The 18,689-nt window shown below is 40.2% G+C and carries 12 protein-coding genes; 6 read left to right on the top strand and 6 right to left on the bottom strand.

The genetic code is table 11. The features are described 5' to 3' along the window. Positions 1–16 precede the first annotated feature (16 nt). A complete protein-coding gene (locus C727_RS0116620) occupies positions 17–580 on the bottom strand; it encodes a phosphoribosyltransferase (RefSeq protein ID WP_017446792.1) in 564 nt (187 codons plus the stop codon). 105 nt (positions 581–685) lie between these two features. Here C727_RS0116620 and C727_RS0116615 point away from each other — a divergent pair, with 105 nt between their 5' ends. After that, the gene (locus C727_RS0116615; RefSeq protein WP_017446791.1) at positions 686–1,987 is read left to right on the top strand and encodes an NCS2 family permease; all 1,302 of its coding nucleotides are present in this window, start codon (positions 686–688) and stop codon (positions 1,985–1,987) included. A gap of 69 nt (positions 1,988–2,056) precedes the next feature. Here the strand turns inward: C727_RS0116615 and C727_RS0116610 are convergent, their stop codons facing one another. Further along, a complete protein-coding gene (locus C727_RS0116610) occupies positions 2,057–2,803 on the bottom strand; it encodes an outer membrane protein OmpK (RefSeq protein ID WP_017446790.1) in 747 nt (248 codons plus the stop codon). Between the two features lie 454 nt (positions 2,804–3,257). Here C727_RS0116610 and C727_RS0116605 point away from each other — a divergent pair, with 454 nt between their 5' ends. From C727_RS0116605 to C727_RS0116585, 5 genes are all read left to right on the top strand, one after another. Beyond that, the gene (locus C727_RS0116605; RefSeq protein WP_017446789.1) at positions 3,258–4,967 is read left to right on the top strand and encodes a sodium:solute symporter family transporter; all 1,710 of its coding nucleotides are present in this window, start codon (positions 3,258–3,260) and stop codon (positions 4,965–4,967) included. Between the two features lie 117 nt (positions 4,968–5,084). Further along, positions 5,085–5,933, top strand: a complete 849-nt coding sequence (locus tag C727_RS0116600; RefSeq protein ID WP_017446788.1) for a type 2 periplasmic-binding domain-containing protein — start codon at positions 5,085–5,087, stop codon at positions 5,931–5,933. 25 nt (positions 5,934–5,958) lie between these two features. Beyond that, on the top strand, positions 5,959–6,963 hold the full coding sequence (locus tag C727_RS0116595; protein ID WP_017446787.1) for a Kelch repeat-containing protein: 1,005 nt from the start codon (positions 5,959–5,961) through the stop codon (positions 6,961–6,963). Positions 6,964–7,029: 66 nt separating this feature from the next. After that, entirely contained in the window at positions 7,030–8,232 is a 1,203-nt protein-coding gene (locus tag C727_RS0116590) for a glycoside hydrolase family 117 protein (RefSeq protein ID WP_017446786.1), read from the top strand. Between the two features lie 152 nt (positions 8,233–8,384). Next, a complete protein-coding gene (locus C727_RS0116585) occupies positions 8,385–9,530 on the top strand; it encodes a serine hydrolase domain-containing protein (protein ID WP_017446785.1) in 1,146 nt (381 codons plus the stop codon). Positions 9,531–9,596: 66 nt separating this feature from the next. Here C727_RS0116585 and C727_RS0116580 read toward each other — a convergent pair whose 3' ends face one another. The 4 genes from C727_RS0116580 to C727_RS0116565 form a co-directional block, all read right to left on the bottom strand. Next, positions 9,597–11,051: a DUF7133 domain-containing protein gene (locus tag C727_RS0116580; protein WP_017446784.1), complete on the bottom strand. Its 1,455-nt coding sequence runs from the start codon at positions 11,049–11,051 to the stop codon at positions 9,597–9,599. Continuing rightward, on the bottom strand, positions 11,051–12,427 hold the full coding sequence (locus C727_RS19695; protein WP_017446783.1) for a c-type cytochrome: 1,377 nt from the start codon (positions 12,425–12,427) through the stop codon (positions 11,051–11,053). The genes C727_RS0116580 and C727_RS19695 overlap by 1 nt, the downstream gene beginning before the upstream one ends. A gap of 237 nt (positions 12,428–12,664) precedes the next feature. Next, positions 12,665–14,404 carry an Ig-like domain-containing protein gene (locus tag C727_RS0116570; protein WP_017446782.1) on the bottom strand — a complete coding sequence of 580 codons (1,740 nt, stop codon included), beginning with the start codon at positions 14,402–14,404 and terminating at the stop codon, positions 12,665–12,667. A 60-nt stretch (positions 14,405–14,464) separates the two neighbouring features. Then, on the bottom strand, positions 14,465–18,202 hold the full coding sequence (locus tag C727_RS0116565) for a TonB-dependent receptor domain-containing protein (protein ID WP_017446781.1): 3,738 nt from the start codon (positions 18,200–18,202) through the stop codon (positions 14,465–14,467). Positions 18,203–18,689: the final 487 nt, after the last annotated feature.

Below are 18,689 nucleotides of genomic sequence, written 5' to 3'. Positions count from 1 at the left end.
CGAAGCAGCTAGTTTATTAAATACCGTACTCGTCAAATAAGCGTTTAATTGCCGGTTTGTTTTCGACAATTTCCTCATGCGTTAAACCATCAAACTCGTGCGGAAAAACTAACCACTCATTCGATTTATGCAAAAAGTAATGGGGTGTAAGGGACGTTTTATTATTCTCAGGCTTAAACCAAGGTGTTGCAATACGGATGTCTTCAGGCGTATTGCGACGGCATTTGCGTTTTAACTCGTCTAAAATGGCTTTTACGCTCAAGCCTGTGTCAAACACATCATCCACAATCAGCAAGTTATCATCCGCGTTTATATTTTTAACCAGATAATCTAAACCATGCACCCGCACTGTGCGGCCGCGATCGTCGATGCCATTGTATGACGACGTACGTATTGCGATATGGTCGGCATCTATGCCACAAACGTGTAATATTTCTTGCAAAGCAATACCGACCGCAGTGCCACCACGCCAAACCGCAACGATATAGTCTGGTTTAAACTCGCTTTTAAAAACTTCCAGTCCTAATTTGAAGGAATCCTGTAACAGCTCTTCAGCGCCAATGTAATACTTATCAACCATTTGCTTGCCCGAAATTAAGGTAAACGCAAATTATATCCAAGATGAGCGCTAAATGTAATATAATCGCCTCAAATTATACGCAAATCCAAATTTGAGGTCGTTATTTTGCAGCAAACCATCGCCAAATATTTTAATTTTGCCGCTTATCAAACTAATTTTGCCAGTGAGGTTAGAGCTGGGTTTACCACCTTTTTGACCATGGCATATATTTTATTTATTAACCCTCAGCTGCTTAGTATTACTGGCATGCCTGCCGAAGATATTGCTTTTGCAACTGCAGTGGCATCCAGTATTGCCTGTTTAATTATGGGTTTATACGCTAAATTCCCATTCGCCCTCGCACCTGGCATGGGTTTAAACGCCTATTTTACCTTTGGCGTAGTACAAGGCATGGGCATTAGTTGGGAAGTGGCATTAGCCGCGGTTTTTGTTGAAGGTGTGCTATTTTTACTCTTGGCCATGTCTGGCTTTCGCAGCAAAATGATTAACTCAATTCCTAATAACCTTAAAATCGCCACTATGGTGGGTATTGGGCTGTTTTTATCTATTATCGGTTTTAAAAATGCCGGCATCACGATAGATCACCAAGCTACATTAGTGACAATGGGTGACTTAAGTAGCCCAGAAGTTATTTTGGCACTCACCGGCATTATTGTAACCGCAGCCTTAATGCACAAAGGCATCAAAGCAGCCCTGTTAATTAGCATTTTACTGCTCACCGGCATCGCTTGGATAAGCGGTTTAGCACCTGCGCCAAGCTCACTGGTGGCACTGCCTAGTTTGCCAACCGAAACTTTAATGGCCGTTGATTTTAGCCAAGCACTAACCGGCGCTTTTGTGACTATCGTAGTTGCTTTTTTATTCGTTGATATTTTTGATACCGCAGGGACTTTAATTGGTACAGGGCGAGCGGCAGGTTTGTTAGATAAAAAAGGTGAATTACCGGGCGCAGAAAAAGCGTTTGCCGCAGATGCCGTAGGTACGTCAGCTGGTGCTTTGTTAGGCACAAGCACAGTCACCACTTATGTTGAGTCAGCCGCTGGTATTGAATCTGGAGGTAGAACTGGTTTCACCGCCGTTGTTGTCGGTATTTTCTTTTTATTTGCACTCTTTTTTACACCTTTGTTTATTGCAGTGCCCGCTGTTGCGACAGCGCCTGCGCTCATTGTTGTAGGTGCGCTGATGATGTTAGGGGCTAAAGATGTAGAGTGGAGTAAAATTGATGAAGCGGTACCGGCCTTTTTAACTGTTATCGGAATGCCGTTTACCTTTTCAATTGCACACGGGATCACACTAGGAATTGTTTCTTGGGTCGCGATTAAAATTTTAACGGGCCAAATAAAGCAAGTAAATACCTTTATGTGGTTTTTAGCGGTCGCCCTTTGTTCCTACCATACGTCACTTTAATTTGAATCATTGAATAATAAAAAAGGGCCGATGGCCCTTTTTTATTATTCTGCGAACAAACTATAAAGATTAAAAATGAAATTTAACCATAGCACTAACAACACTTTCGCTGTCTAAAAAATCTAACCCGTATTTGTTGCGCCAATACGAGTACTCAATACCCGCTTGCAGCTTGTTTTTTTGCAAACCGACTAACGGGCTGAGGTTGAGCAACAATTGAGGATTAAAGTGTAACTCAGACGCATGGTCAGCTTCTGCACTTGACCAGTCCATATAACCGTCAAACGAAACTTCTAACCCATCGATAGGTAGTTGATAACCCCAGACTAAGGTCAACTGAATATCATCATCAGTTAATTCATTATTGGCATAATAGAGCATGCTTTTAGCATATTTAAAACCCGGGATGGACCAGCTTGCCCCTACCCCATAAAGGTAGTTATCAAAGTTATCGCCATATTCATAATTACCCGAAATAAATACGTCTTTTAGCGGCCCCGCCGACAAAGACTCACCTGTTAAATAAGTTAAACTTAAATCGGGTGCTATTTCGCCATAGGTCGCATTATTATCATTTGTTAATTCACGGTAAGTCGTGCGATCAAAAAACATGAAAAACTCACCCCAGTCGTGACCGGATGCATGTTCAAATGTGAGCACCCTTTGGTCACTTGAGTCATCGATCGGCTCAACATGCTCATACCCATACAATAAAGAAAAGCTATTATCACTCCATAATATCTCGCTATGCACCCCTGTTGACGCAAAAAGGGTGCAAATTGTTGTCAGTGCAGACACACTATGAATTATTTTCATTGGACGGGGAACCTAATCTATCTAATATCAAGGCGGCATATTTTACAGTACGCATGGGTTTTGTCATTAAAAAAACAGGCAATAAAAATTTTAATGAATACGAATGCAAAAGCGTTAACAAAAGGTAAAATTAAAGCTATTGTTACATAATAAAAACAAAAGGTTACAATTAAAAGGGAGTTAACTGGATACTGTAGATTGTTAACCATATTAAAAAACAATGATTTACAGGCAAAATTAAAATAGGTAAAGCGTTTACATTGCTGCACTATGCGTGGTAAATTTAACGTTATGTAAACTGTGTTATTTGCAGTGTTACAACCGCGTTAGAAGGGGGGAGGTAATAATTCAGTTACCAGCTTCTACGCATTACGTCTGGCATTTAGCTACAAAACCAGACGGCGCTGAAATCGACTTTTTAAACTTAATTAACGAACAGTGAAGCAAAAATAATATGAATTATATTGAAATCACACTTTTCGTACTCGCAGTGGCCGGTGTTATCGGCATGGGTATCTGGAAAAGTAAACAAGGTGTAGATGACCTAGAACATCAATCTAGTAGTTCTTACTTTCTAGCCGGTCGAGGGTTATCCTGGTATTTGGTTGGTTTTTCTCTAATTGCAGCAAACATCTCAACTGAGCAGTTTGTTGGTATGTCTGGTAAAGCCGCCGATTGGTTGGGCATGGCCATAGCGTCATACGAATGGATGGCTGCCATTACCTTAGTGGTTGTAGCATTTGTATTTTTACCTCGCTTTTTGAAAGCGGGTATTTATACAGTTCCTGAATTCCTTGAATACCGCTATGGCTCGTTTTCACGTACTGTGATGGCCGTTGCTACGCTACTTATTTTAGTGGGTGTACCCACTGCTTCGGTTATTTATTCCGGTGCTAAAGTTATTTCAGGTTATTATCCCGACGTATTTATTTTAGGTAATTTAACCGCAGCTTGTTGGTTAATTGCTGTGTTGGCTGCTGGTTATGTATTTGTTGGTGGTCTTAAAGCTTGTGTATGGACTGACTTAGTCTGGGGCTCTGCGCTGATTATTGGTGGTGGTATTGTTGCCTATTTAGCATTCCAAGCATTAGGCTCAGCAGATCCAGCTTCGTTAGTAAAAACAGCGACATTAAAAGATGTTACTGTCGATCAACTGCAAAGTGCTGGCAGTTGGGAGCGATTCCAATTACTTAATGCGGGCACCGCCGAAGAAGGTGGTAAACTGCATATGATACGTCCAATTGATGATGCAGAGATCCCTTGGACTGCATTAATTATCGGTTTATGGATCCCTAACTTTTTCTACTGGGGTTTAAACCAATACATTATTCAACGTACTTTAGGCTCTAAATCATTAGCCGAAGGCCAAAAAGGTATTGTATTTGCCGCTTTCTTAAAACTGTTAATTCCTTTTGTTGTGGTTATTCCAGGTATTTTAGCCTTTAACTTATACTACGAGCAGTTGGCTTTACAAAACGGTGGTTTTGATTACGACGCTGCCTTCCCAACCTTATTACGTAACTTAATCAAACCCTATCCTTGGATCTCTTGGTTTATTCTTGCTGCCATCTTTGGTGCTATCGTAAGTTCATTAGCCAGCATGTTAAACTCGGCTTCAACCATAGCTACTATGGACTTGGTTAAAAAGATTAAACCAGAAATGAGTGATGACAAACTGCCTAAAGTTGGTCGTGCTTGCGTTGTTGTTTTTGTAATTATTTCTGCTGCTATTGCACCAACATTAGCATCACCTGCCTTCGGTGGTATTTTCACCTTTATTCAAGAATTCCAAGGCTTTATCAGCTCGGGTATTATCGCTATCTTCTTGTTTGGTATGTTGGTTCCACGTGCACCAAGATTCTTAGGCTGGAGTGGTATTTTATTAAACGTTATTTTGTACGGGTCAATTAAATGGGTATTTGGCGATATGATCGTAGATGCTGGTTTATGGTTCTCAGACGAAATCGCCTTCTTAGACCGTATGGCAATCTGTTTTATCTTGGTTATGCTGTTCTGTACAATTGCAACCCTTATCAAACCACTTGATAAGCCAATTGAATTACCAGAAAACAAAGAAATTGATTTAGCCTCTTCTGGCTCTGCAAAAATTGCAGGTCTGTTAGTAGTGCTTATGACTATCGGTTTATATATCCAGTTCTGGTAAAACTAGATACTAAAAACTAACTTGGGGCAGCTTTAACTGCCCCTTTTATTATGTGTTTAGGTTTGCTGATTTAAACGCATCACTAAACCTAAACATAGATGAACGCGGGATAAAATTATGAAGTATTTATCGGCAATACTGCTCGTATTAATTTTTATTAGTGGTTCAATTCAAGCCAAAAATATCAACATTAAACACACCTTAGCTGATGTGCCAAAAGAAAAATATCAACTAGGATTATTAAAACTCGCACTCTCTTATGACACTGAAAACACTTATAACTTCCAATCTTCGGCGACAGCCTTCACCCAAAGCAAGTTAGAAAGCGCACTTGAAAGTAAGCAGTTAGATGTTATTTGGTTGGGCAGCAACAAAGAATATGAAAAAAGATTTAGAGCCATCAGGGTGCCTTTATATAAAGGACTGTTAGGTCACAGAGTGTTTATCATCAAACAAGGTCAACAAGCTAAATTTGACACAATTAATAGCCTGGATGCATTAAAACAATTAAAAGCCGGACAAGGCCGAACTTGGTCCGATACGGCGATTTTGCAAAATGCAGGTTTGCCTGTCGTAACCACCAATAAATACGAAAACCTGTTTTATATGTTAGAAGGTGAGCGCTTTGATTATTTTCCGCGCGGTGTACATGAACCTTGGTCAGAAGTCATTGACTATGCTGAGTTAGATTTGACCGTTGAAGATAAACTATTATTAATTTATCCGCTGCCCGCTTACCTTTTTGTGCATAAAAACAATATTCAACTGGCTGATAAAATTGAAGCGGGTTTATTACAAGCGATAGAAGACGGCAGCTTTGATGATTATTTTTACAATAACCCTATGATCAAAGCCGTATTAGATAAAGCCAATTTAGCCGAGCGCACTGTCTTTAGAATCAAAAACCCTAATTTACCGGCTGATACCCCTTTTAATGACGACAGATTATGGTATAAGTTAAAATAGATTTTTAAATATAAAAGGATGAGTCATGAAACTTAGCCTAACTTTATCTGTTTTAATTTTAACATTTATTACGGGTTGCCAACAGCAACCCCCTGCTCTAACACTAAATATCGCCAACCAATGGCAAACAGTAGAGACTAAAAATACACCCGTTCAGCGTCATGAAGCGACCTTTTTAGAGTACAAAGGTAAATTTTATGCCGTCGGCGGTCGTGGCGTTCGCCCTGTTAGCATCTATGATCCTAAAACCAATCAATGGCAAAAAGGCGCAAAACCACCTTTCCAGATCCATCACTTTCAAGCTGTCGTTTACCAAAATAAGATTGTCATAGCCGGCGCTATGACGGGCAATTACCCTAGCGAAACCCCAGTTGAAAATATCATTTATTATTATCCAGACAGCGACCACTGGGAAATAGGTCCAGCCATACCAAAGGATAGATTGCGCGGCGGCGCTGGGGTCGTTTTACAGGGTGACAACCTTTATATAGCCGCAGGCATTCAAAACGGTCATATCGACGGCTGGGTTAAATGGCTTGATGTGTACAATTTAAAAACCGGCCAGTGGCAACAACTGCCAGATGCCCCGCGAGCGAGAGATCATTATCAAGCAGCAATTATAGACGATAAAATCTACTTAGCTGGCGGCCGCCGCACATCTCAAATTACTAAGCAGGTATTTTCATTAGTTGTTCTACCTGTTGACGTTTACGACATTAAAACCCAACAATGGTCCACCCTGCCAAAAGCGCAGAACATTCCAACCGGGCGTGCCGGCACTTCAAGTTTGGTCGTTGACAAACATTTGTTGGTGTTAGGCGGCGAAAGCGCTAAACCTGGCAAAGCGCACAACGAAGTAGAAGCTTTAGATACAAAAACCCAAAGATGGAAAAGTTTACCACCTATGGTTGAGGGGCGACATGGGACCGGCGCTATTTTATATGATAACGCCATTTGGACTTGTTGTGGATCGGGCAACCGAGGTGGCCGTCCAGAATTAAAAACCACCGAAAAATTAAATTTAAATTAACTCTTTTAAATATTGTCAAAAATTGATTAAATATTGGTTATTGTAAACAGACAACAGATAGACAATATGAAATCACTCAAACACCTATTGAGCTGTGTGGCACTGGCTGCTTTAGCCAGTGCATGCGGCACTAAACAAGCAACTGACTATAGCGAATATTCACAAGACACTTTAGATTATCTTGGCATTAAAGATGTTAATTATCTTAGTGCGGCTTCTAAACGCGCGTTAGAGCGTGGATATTATAAAAATGCAGAGTGGTTTGGCCGCTTTAGTGTAGAAAACTTAACGGGTGATTTTGCTTACGAAAAAGGGGTTATTCGCCGCGACCCGTCAAAAGTTTTAAAAATTGATGGCCGCTATTATACCTGGTATACCAAAAGCATAGGCCCTGGCCATGGTTTTGAAACCGGCGATCCAGATAAAAAAGTGTTTCCGTGGGACAAATCAGAAGTCTGGTATGCCAGTTCGGCCGATGGTTATCACTGGAAAGAAGAAGGTTTAGCCGTTGGTTTAGGTCCTACTGGCAGTTACGATGACAGATCGGTTTTTACTCCAGAAGTGATGGCGCATGATGGTAAATACTATTTAGTGTATCAGACCGTTAAAGCGCCCTACTTGCTACGTACTTATAACCAAATAGGCATGGCGGTTGCAGATAACCCACATGGTCCTTGGACAAAGTTAGCCAAACCTATTTTAAGTCCAAGCAGTGAAACCGGCGAATGGAAAGGTGAAAAAGATGACCGTTTTGCGGTGGTTTCGCAAGGTGAGTGGGATAGCCATAAAGTACATGATCCAACCTTAATGTACTACAAAGATAAGTTTTATTTATATTATAAAGGCGAGCGTAAAGGCGAAAAGATCACTATGGGTGGCCGTGAAATCCGCTGGGGTGTCGCTATTGCGGATAATATTGAAGGCCCATATGTTAAATCAAAATATAACCCTATTACGCAAAGTGGGCATGAGTTAGCCATTTGGCACTACGATGGCGGCATTGCTATGGTGTCTGGCCATGATGGTCCCGAAAAAGAAACCATTCAATGGGCAAAAGACGGTATTAACTTTGAAATTATGGCCGTTGTTAACGAGGTGCCACCAGCTTTAGGTTTAGTTGAGTCATTAGACACAGAAAAACATCCAACAGAAGCTTTGCGCTGGGGTTTGTCACATAAATATGTGCGCACGCCGGGCAAAAGCTGGCTCGAGAGTGACAACTATATCACGCGTTTTACTTTCTCTCCGATTCAGAAAAAACGAATCTAACTCATCCAAGACAGCCTCTTTACATTGTTAGAGAGGCTGTTGTTTTAAGCCGTGAACCCAATCTCAACTCTTCTCTGTCTAATCTTTGTGAATACAGGTAGAATATCGCACTTTTAAATTTTCAACAGGTTCTAATTTTTAGTGCATTTTGTATGAGCTTATCTCAAACTATTTCTGCTATTGTTTTATTTTTTACTTTTTTAACCGCTGCCAGCCAAGCCGCTTCGATTGAGTCGTTTAATGCTCAATTTGCCAAAAATGTCGAACAACAATTGCGCAAATACAGCATCCCAGGCGCAGCTTATGTGATTGTCGAAAGCAATAAAATTGCCGCATTAGAGACCTTTGGTTACACAGATAAAAAACGAACTCAAAGAGTTAACCAAGATACAGTTTTTCGTTTGGCTTCTGTTTCTAAAACCTTTTCGGCTACTTTAACCACTATGTTGGCGCAAGAGCATAAATTAGATTTGCACGATCCTATTACCAAATACGTACCTGAATTTCGGTTAGCCGAAAAAACCGCGGCTAATAAAATTCAGATTCATCATTTGTTGAGCCACTCAACTGGTTTGATCCCAAACGCCTACGATAACTTGCTGGCCGAAAATTGGGATATGGCACGTACGCTCACTTGGTTTGATAAATTAAGTCCATTATGCGCACCCGGTGAATGTTATGGTTACCAAAACGTTGCTTACTCGCTGGTTGAACCTGTTATTGAAACAGTGCAAACAAAACCCTTTGCTCAACTCCTTGACGAGCGGATTTTTGATCCATTAAAGATGAAAAATGCATCTATCGGCCTTAGGCCCTTTATTCAGAGCAATAACTTTGCGAAACCCCATGTGTTAATCAATAAAAAACAGGGACGCTATATCTGGACTCAGGTATCAGTTGACCCTGACTTCTATAAAGTCGGACCAGCAGCCGGAGTAAACGCAAGTATTAGCGATTTAGCGCAATGGTTAATTGCTAACTTGGGTTACAAACCTCAGGTGCTTTCTAAAGATCTATTAACCGAACTCACCACTCCAAGAATACATACCACACGCGAGCTAAAAAAGCGATATTGGCGAAATCATTTAAACGATGCTTATTATGGTTACGGCTGGCGAATTTATCAGTTTGATGGCTTTCCAGTTTATTTTCATTCGGGTTGGGTACGTGGCTACCGAGCTGCTGTTGGCTATTCGCCCGATTTTGATCTGGGTTTTGCCATTTTGTTAAATGCTGAATCCAACGTTATTAGCCAAATTACCTCAGATTTTTGGGCACAAGCAAAGTCTTTGAACTAAGTCTGTAAAATAAAGTTTTGCCCCAAATCTATCTGCTGATTTGAGGCAAAACAGAGGCACTATCTGTTACTTAACTTGATTGACAGTGTAATAAACAATAGGCACACTAGGACTGCGGCCTTTAGCATCTTTTAGTCCGCTGAGTTTAAACTTAATCACTTTGCGCTCTGTGAGGTCGGTTGTAAAGATTAAACTTTTGCCATCCTCTGCGACATTAAGTGACTTTATTGGAAGGCTTTTTTCATCCTCTTTTGGCGAACCATAGCGGTTGCTATATTTATAACCCCACTCGGTTATCTCAACCTTTAGCTTTTGCGCTGAGGCTTTAGTCATAGCCTCGGTTAAAGTTACTTTAAAACCCCCATCAATCATTTTAACGGATAAAATTTCGAATGGATTGGTGCCGTCCCAAACGACTTTTTGTAAACCAAAAGGTTTACCGCCTTTTGAATACCAGCCACGAGCCGTTTGGCCGACCCAAAGTTGGCCTTTATTATCAAATTCGGTGCGAATGTTGCCACTTTGAAAACCATCAATAAAATTAATCACAGCACCTTGGTAAATGCCATTAACTTCATCCAAAATTACCCTAAAAATGTTCGATTGCGTTTGATCACCAATAAAAATCTGGCCTTCAAACGGGCCAAACTTGCCTTTAGTCACATTCCATTCAGGATTACCGGGCGAGTTTGCAACTTCGGCATGCGGAAACCACACCACCGGATACTCACGCATTTGATCAAATAAATTAAAGTTATCTTTTTGCTCTAATATTTTTTCAACTGTCCAATCTGGATGGTCACGCAAACTCACAGGATGTCCATAAAAAGCATCTTTTTTGAGTAAATGCAGTTTGGAAGTTTCTACCCAGTCGCCTTGGTTATCAGTAAAAAACACTTGATTATTTGGGCTTATGCCAATACCTGCCGGAGAGCGCAAACCGTATGCATAAGGTACAAACTCGCCCTGCTGGTTAACTTGATAGGCCCAGCCACGGTAACCGCCAGCGGTATCCATAGCGCCAATACTCAAAGAATCAGGCACACCATGACCCAAGTTTAAGGTGCCATAATAGTTGCCTTGTTTGTCTTTGACTGGTGCAAAATTAAATTCGTGATAGTTATCGTGAAAGTCCCAACCGCTGGCCATATTGATATATCGATCGCTAACACCATCGCCATCCTCATCTACTAAACGAGTTAATTCGGGCTTATGCGCAACAATTATACTGCCGTCTTGGTCGCACATTAATCCCGTTGGTTCGTGCAGGCCTTCCGCAACTTTGAGCCAGTTGTTCTTTTTATACCGCCACACGTCGCCAAAACGGGTGGCAACAAAAAGTTCACCTTTATTGTTTGAGTCCATGCCGGTTACATGAAAACGCACGTCTTTTGGCGTTGATATGGTTTTAATACTATAACCGTCAGGAATGTATGTAGTTTTTGCCGCTTTTGCAGGCATTGCATAAAATAAATTAACAAGCGTTAAACTGGCGGCTAAGGTGGATAATTTAATTTTCATTATTCTTTGCCTTTTTTAGTAATTGTTATTTGCCATTGCCGAGTCGATTTTTCCAGTACTAGCTGTTGCTGCTCGATGCGTCCTCCGGCTACGTCAACATCAATATCATCACCTTGCGGTAATTGCCAGTGACGCATACTACTTATATCACCACTGAGTAACTGGTAATTTAAAATCAGTTGGTGGCTACTTTGCCCTTGAGCGGTCAACTTAATTTTATTGTCGCCATAATGGTAAATAAATTCAGGTTCGCTTTTGCTCAGCCGGTATTGCTCAAAATGACAACTCATCTCTTCTATTGCGGCAACTTCTTGTGGATGTTTAAAGGCCCACTCGCCCAAAATAAGGGAACCGTCACGTGCTCGACCTTCAACATTAGGGCCAACGTTAATAAAATCGCCGGTCCACATACCAACTATGCTGCATGAGCGGGTATTAAATGCATAATTAACCTGCTGTGGCAGCCCAACTGAAATTGAAAATGTTGGTAAGTCAACGACCTTTTTACGCACAATGCGGGCTGTTTGTTCTGCTTTTATCGGAATAGTGGCATTTTTTAAAAATTGTTTGCCCTGCACTGAAATAGCAAATAGCTTTTCTTTCATTCTGTTATCTAAAACAAAAATATTGATACGAGAATTCAGATTTTTGGCTTGATTAATGCGGTAGTAACGCATCACTATATGTTGTTTACCTTTTTTAAGCGGCCAAATACGTTTTTGCCAATGATCAATTTCAGGTTCTACCATTTTGCCGTCAATAAATAACTCGGTTCTATGTTTAAAGCTTGTCATTGCATGCAGCTTAGTGGCTTGGTCGGTTGGGGCATACAGGTCACCTTCAAACTCGATCACATAGTTATTAATTTCTGGCAGGTTAAAATCGATAAGATTATTGGCCAGAGGCCCTGATTTACTGGGGTTGATGTCACTCGGTAATTGGTAGTGTTTTTGTGACTGCTGGGTTTCAACCGGATAAATTTTATAACTCAAGTTAGCTAAACCTTGCCGTTTAGACAAAACATAAGCGACTACATTTTCGAGTTTAGGAGCTTTATAAATAGCCCCAAAACCCGGCATGCCTTTATCCATAAAACCATCGACCACATTTTGATATATTTGGCTTGGTTTATCACCATGAACCCATTCTTCATCTTTTAAATTAAAACCAGCACCACCGGATAAGTCTTTGGCGTGACAAGCCGCGCAGACGGTTTCAAATGTTTGTTTGCCATCCGCTAGCGCAGCCGGATCTTGCGCTAACTTTTGCAGTTTATCATCAAGCGAAGCAGCCTGACTTAGGCAACTGGCAGTGAGCAGCAAACCCGTGACGAGTTTGCCAAGGTTTCTTTTAATTATTCGGTTGTTAGCAATCACATGCTTCTCCGTTCAGGTAGACCCTGTTAACAATATTGTTGATTGTTTATAATGCATGAAAGAGTTAATTGAAACCTTTTTATTAAAAAGTATACATAAAAAACAAAAGATTATTTTAACCTAAACTAACACGTTAAAATGCAAAAACCCTTGCCATAGGGCAAGGGTTTTGGGGTAAAGCCAGTAGCGATAAAAGCTAATTATAGTTACTAAGCAATTTCATTGTTTCGCAGTGGCTTAGGGTTTAGGTAAAGGCCCTTTATAAACTAGACGTATGTTGTCAACATACCAAGTAAATATATTGCCAGTCTCGCCATGATTCGCTGAAAGTGCGATTTTATATAGCTTATGAGGCGCTTCCAAGTCAAATTCCAAATCAACCGAAATCGACTGAGTATTATTCTTTAGAAGCCCCCATTTAGTGACTTTAGTGGTTTCAACTTGATTATAATAGGGGTCAGACAGCGACTCTGGTGCCGTTTTTGAAAACTGTCCCATATGCCATAGCTGGATGTAGAAGTTATTATTAGCTCGATTCGTGGTAAACTTGGTGTCCAAGCTTAGCGTATATACCCCAGATTTTAAGATAGGTGGATTCAGCGGGTTACTTGGATCTATCTCCTCTCCTTCTTCCGGATCGATAAACTTCAACTCAAAGCCACCGGCTTGCCACTTTAAAACGCCCTCTTCTGGGGTTTTTGTGTAAGCATCATAATTTCCATCGATTGGTGAATCACTGTTTATATAAGTACCTTCCATATAAGAAATTGGACCAGCCCAAGTTATTGCGCCGAATTCCTGCCAAGTGCCAACTTCACCAAAAACACCAGATTCAAAATCTGAATTATTCAACTTAAATAAACTCGGATCACCGGTGACGTTCAGAGTTATAAAACCAAAAAATCCTTGTTCTTCAGTGATAGCAGCAATCCTGACTTGTCCTAATTTAACGCCAGCGGTAATATTCCCTTCTTCGTCAACCGTCGCCATTTCTTCATTTAATGATCTGAAAGTTATCTTGGTATTTGAGTTTGCCGGATCGACGCCGTCCATAAATAGCGCTTTAGCGTTTATTTTTATACTCGTTTTTTCTTCAAGATCTAGTTTTGTTAGCACTTCACCTTGCTCATTATAAAAAGCTGCGCCTATTGGCTTACTTGTATCTTCAACAACATGAACAGTGCGAGTAACCGTCACTGGATTATTAGGCGACTCAGTCTGAATAGTGACCTCGGCGGTTCCTAAGCCATTTATGGTGACAGCGCCGGTTTCACTATCTATTTCAAGCACATCAGAATTATTCGAACTATACTCAACCGTCTTGATTGAAGCGTTTTCTGGCAATACTTCAAAAACAGCAAAGTTAAAACCAGAGTGGTTTAAGGGTACTTCAATATCTGCGTCGTGTGATACCTCAAGCGTTTCAGCTAAGTGCTCTTTCGCCCTAATGGTCAGTTGAATACGCCGCTCCGCCATAACAGGTTGAATTTCAGTGACAGTTTCCATTTCGCCGTCTTCGCCTTCTACTTCAACTTGAACTTCTTCACGAGCAAAATTATCAATTGAATAATAACAGTTATAAACAATTTCTTCTGGCCCATCGACTGTGTACTTAACTTGGTTGTTCCACTTAGAGGGATCGATTTCCATTATATTTGCCCGCATGATCACACCTTGCTCGGGGATCAAAAGTTCCTTTTCCGGGTTATTTGGATCCATCACAGGCTCGCCAGTTTCCGGATCAACCTGACAGCGAGGATTGACGACGAATGCTTGCCGCCCATGCGTCTCCACTCCATCCAATAAATTAACTAAAGCTTTCGGATCTTCTTCAATATAAGATAAATATAAAGTAGTATCGCCATTTTCGTCGGCAGGTATTACTGCTTTTTGGGCAATCGTATTATCGTCATCACTGCCACCACAGGCTGCCAATAGTGTTGTTAATACAACACTGGATAATAATTTAATTTTCATGGTATATACCTCGTTAAGCAGGTTGCTTTTACAACCTGCTAAATTGATTTAGCACTGGGATTAAAAGTTAAATCTCAAAGTGGCGCGATAATGTCTGCCCGTTCTATATTCAAAACGAGTCAAACTTGTGTCCACTGAGCTATCTTCCATTGGATTACCTGCATAATACGCTTCGGTAACCATGTCTCCAGCTTCATTCATATGAGTCACTATGGCGCTTTCTGATGTTAAAAAGCGGCGAACAGTCGCATCGGTTAGATTCAGCGCATCAAATCTAAAGGTAAGGTTTTTATTTACTTTATAGTTGATAGCTAGATCTAATGACTCTTTATCATCTTCCCATTGACGGTAGTTGTTAAAAGCTCGACCAATATAACGAATCGAGTTATATCTATGCGTCAGCCGAATTGAATGTCCAAATTTTTGCCAATAAAGTGAGGTATTTAACGTATGCTTTGGTGTATTCGCCTGCGGCGTTGATCTTAACTCAGCATCACCCAACAACTCAATTTTGCCCGGCTCTGACTCAGACTCAGCATAGGTGTAGTTAATATTTGAACCCAGGCCTGACCAAGCGCCTGGTAAAAAGTCGTAAGTTTGACGATAGCTAAACTCAATACCTTCTACAGTAGCTTCTACACCGTTCGTTTTATAGTTTAAGTTGACTGTCGCACAACGATTTTGCCACTCAGCAAGATTATCCCAAGTTAAGTTCGTGATCCTATCTGGATGACACATGCGGTTATCACCAGCATATTTGCCGCTGTCGTAGTCATTTAAACTGGTTCCTGGGCGTAATATTTCATCCTGAGCCAGATTAATTTCATCTGGTTGATTTATCAGAAATTCAGCTAAAGGAAGACGCTCTATGTCCATATCTCGTCGAATATCAGCGACATAAACTTCGGTCACTATGTCATCAACATAATTTTTAATATCTTTCGTGTAATAAGCCAAAGAAACCTGACTGTATTTATCAAAATACCATTCTATCGATAAGTCCAGGTTTGTTGACTCTAGAGGCATGAGCTCTGGGTCGCTTGCATTATTAATATTATTCTGGTCACTATGTTGAGACTCATTAAATCTAAAACCAGCTCTTACATCTCCAAATTTTGGACGCGCCATGGTTTTAGATATAGCAAAACGACCGATTAACTCATCAGTAAAGATATAATTTAAGTTTAAGCTTGGCAGCCAGTTTGCGTAGTCATGGGTTAAGGTTGCATCATAATTACGAATACGTCGATTAGATTCCGCTGTGGTTGATAAGTCTGAATATTGATCTGGGCGTGTCGAGGGAGCAGAATCGCTCGACCAACCATTAGACGACCCTGCAAAAATGGGGTCGTAACATTTTAACGGACTATTCGGGTCGATCGAATATTGCGCTGGTACAGAGTCACCGGCTTTATAGGTGACACTCACTAACTCACCATTTTCATCTTCGACAAAATTCAGAGAGTCGGTATACACCACGCCATTCTCAACAAACTTTTTATCCGGTAAAATAATTGGATTACCATTGCTGTCGTAACGATTTACGGTCTGCTTTACACCATTAAATGCATCTTCCCAAGCAAAAGGATCTCCAACAGGCCCTTGATCAATTCGCACAATTTGACGAGTGTCATTTTCACCTGGCGTAGCAGAGAAATTACTACAAACACTCGGCGAATTCGGGTTGAATAGACCTGCGTTGTTTAATTCGTGCCAGGTCCAAATGTTTGGACTACCGTGATAAGTTAAAGTCGTTTGATCGTCCAATACATCAACATCGGTTTCAACATAACGTAAACCCACGTCGCCAATTAAACGGCCATCCATAAATTCAAAATTTAGTTTGCCATATAGGGCCCGCGTTTCTTGCTCAACCGTTGCTTCATTACTATTGGCTGGCTCCCATAATAAGTTTTCAAACTCAACTTCTTCGGTATATAACTGTTCAGCGGCTCTTTGAGTATCGATTAAGTACCAGCCATTTAAAAAATCCGAATTATACTGAGGATTGTTGCCGACCAGGCCTTCCATAAACCCGTCAGGTGCAAACGGATATTCTTTCGCCACATCTGAAACAGGGATTAATGAAACTTCATTCCATCCATCTCTTAGCGTTAACTCTTTATAGTTGCCATCTTCGTCTACCTGAGAGGTATCATAATGAGTTGTATCTACTGCATTCACTAGGAACCATTGACTTTCATATGTTTTGCGACGCTCAGACCATTTACCACCAAATTCAATTTTGTGAATATTGGCAAAATCAACGTCCCAATCAAAGTCTAAATAGACCGATTTGTTAACGTCTTGTGTATACACGTTAGTTACGTTGATATTTTGCATGGTATTGGCGTATGGATCAGATGGTGTAAAAGGCCCATAAGCATCGGTATAATTGCCTGCGACACCTGGAGGCTGCGAACCCACGGTGTCCTCGGGCGGTGTGACGACCATCTGGCAATCGCCATCGGTACAATCGTAACCATTTGGTATGATCTGGTCAGATGGTATCATCCATTTGTCATTATTGTTTAATAACCGATTCGAAATAGACAATACGCCACCTGAACCTGGCAACATCTCTAACTCAGTTTTAGAATAACCTGCCGTAAATTCAGCTTTTAAAGTGTCCGAGATATAATGATTGACGGTTAGCGTTCCAACCATATTGGAATTTTCAGTATTCTTGTTGGCTTCGTTTAAACGACCAAAAGCCTGACGGTTTAAAAATTTCTCAAATTGCAGGTTATTAGGGTTGTAAGTCCACCAGTCTTCCTGCGGATCTAAAACTCTATCACTATTTAAATGATCCGCTGGTGTTGGATCATAATAGTTGTCGCCACCACTGAAGTAACTATTTGCATGCAGCGGAGCCATTTCTATCTCTTGGTTATTGTTAGTAACCGTTTGCTCAAATGCACTGATATTTATTTTTATATCAGTATCTTGGCCAGGGACATATTGGAAGACCGTATTTAACGATTTTCTGTCACGACGGTTATTATTCATTTGGTATTTAACTGTATTGTACGAGATACCGGTCACATCTGTGGTATTTTCTGAACCATCACTTGTTGAATAACGGCCAGCTTCAGCGGTAATTTCTTCTGGTCTAAGGTCTAACTGATCACGTCGAATATCTTGAGTTTCATCTGAGGCTGTAACCATAACCGCAAAGTTATCGCTAAACTTATGTGACATAGATAAAGAGAGTTTACGATTGTCTTTATCTGAAAACTCATTATAGCGATATTGCAGCTCAACACTGCGGCGATCATTTTTAAAATTCAGAGGGCTCGGCGTTTTTAATACAACATTGGCCCCTAACGCACCCTCGTCATGATCTGCACTGGATGTTTTATAAACTTGAATAGACGATAATATATCCGATGAAAACGCGCTTAAATCAACCGCAGATGAACCATCCGAACTGGTTAATTGGACCCCATTTAACGAAATATTATTAAAGCTAGACTCGGTACCTCGCACAGAAATCGTCGTACCTTCACCGTCTTCGGTTTGAATTGAAACACCCGTGACACGAGATAATGCATCCGCAATGTTTTGGTCTGTGTTTTTCCCTATATCTTCAGCAAAAATTGAATCAACAATAGTCCGTTGGTTCTTTTTATCATTAATTGATTTTAAAACCGAAGCGCGGTAACCGGTCACTTCGATGACTTCAGCATCACTTTTTTTATTGTTTTTTTCTGCTTCTGCTGCCTGTGTATGAATACTTAAGCTGGATAACACCGCGAGCGATATCAAACTTAAGCTGTGCTTTGATGTTGTTAACATTTAATCTCTCCGATTAAAACCTTGTAAAAAACTACCCAATTTGAGGGCGCCACATGCCACAAAAAAATACATGTTATTTACAATACTATTGTTAACAATTAATTATTTCAAGTTTAATTTGTGCAAATTTTATATAAATTAACGTCAATGAGTAATATTAGAATCCAACCACTTATAAAAACAAAATAAAAAACATATATATATGATTTTAATCAGTTTTTATATATCACACAATAAATCAAAGGTTACACATAAAGCACCAAATAATACTCAAAATATTAAATTTACACATGATTTAAACTCGTTATGAATAAAACCTTATTATCATCCTAATTAATTTAAAACTTCTATATTAAAGTAATGATTATCATAGAATTAAGCTTGACTTAATTAAAAAATCATTAGAAACAGAAAGCAAACAAAACAAAAACGTTTAAAACATATTGTTGACAATAAACTATATATAAAATATAAATACAAAAAGAAA

The sequence above is a fragment of the Gayadomonas joobiniege G7 genome (assembly GCF_000300815.1).
Taxonomy (GTDB): domain Bacteria; phylum Pseudomonadota; class Gammaproteobacteria; order Enterobacterales; family Alteromonadaceae; genus Catenovulum; species Catenovulum joobiniege.
The sequence above is the reverse complement of the archived record's forward strand: the minus strand, read 5'-3'. Positions and strand labels throughout refer to the sequence as shown.

Excerpts from the sequence above, each read along its gene's own strand:
- C727_RS0116595 (WP_017446787.1), top strand. The coding sequence starts at position 5,959 with ATGAAACTTAGCCTAACTTTATCTGTTTTAATTTTAACATTTATTACG.
- C727_RS0116570 (WP_017446782.1), bottom strand. The coding sequence starts at position 14,404 with ATGAAAATTAAATTATTATCCAGTGTTGTATTAACAACACTATTGGCA.
- C727_RS0116585 (WP_017446785.1), top strand. The coding sequence starts at position 8,385 with ATGAGCTTATCTCAAACTATTTCTGCTATTGTTTTATTTTTTACTTTT.
- C727_RS0116620 (WP_017446792.1), bottom strand. The coding sequence starts at position 580 with ATGGTTGATAAGTATTACATTGGCGCTGAAGAGCTGTTACAGGATTCC.
- C727_RS0116590 (WP_017446786.1), top strand. The coding sequence starts at position 7,030 with ATGAAATCACTCAAACACCTATTGAGCTGTGTGGCACTGGCTGCTTTA.
- C727_RS0116580 (WP_017446784.1), bottom strand. The coding sequence starts at position 11,051 with ATGAAAATTAAATTATCCACCTTAGCCGCCAGTTTAACGCTTGTTAAT.
- C727_RS0116610 (WP_017446790.1), bottom strand. The coding sequence starts at position 2,803 with ATGAAAATAATTCATAGTGTGTCTGCACTGACAACAATTTGCACCCTT.
- C727_RS0116600 (WP_017446788.1), top strand. The coding sequence starts at position 5,085 with ATGAAGTATTTATCGGCAATACTGCTCGTATTAATTTTTATTAGTGGT.
- C727_RS0116565 (WP_017446781.1), bottom strand. The coding sequence starts at position 18,202 with ATGTTAACAACATCAAAGCACAGCTTAAGTTTGATATCGCTCGCGGTG.
- C727_RS0116605 (WP_017446789.1), top strand. The coding sequence starts at position 3,258 with ATGAATTATATTGAAATCACACTTTTCGTACTCGCAGTGGCCGGTGTT.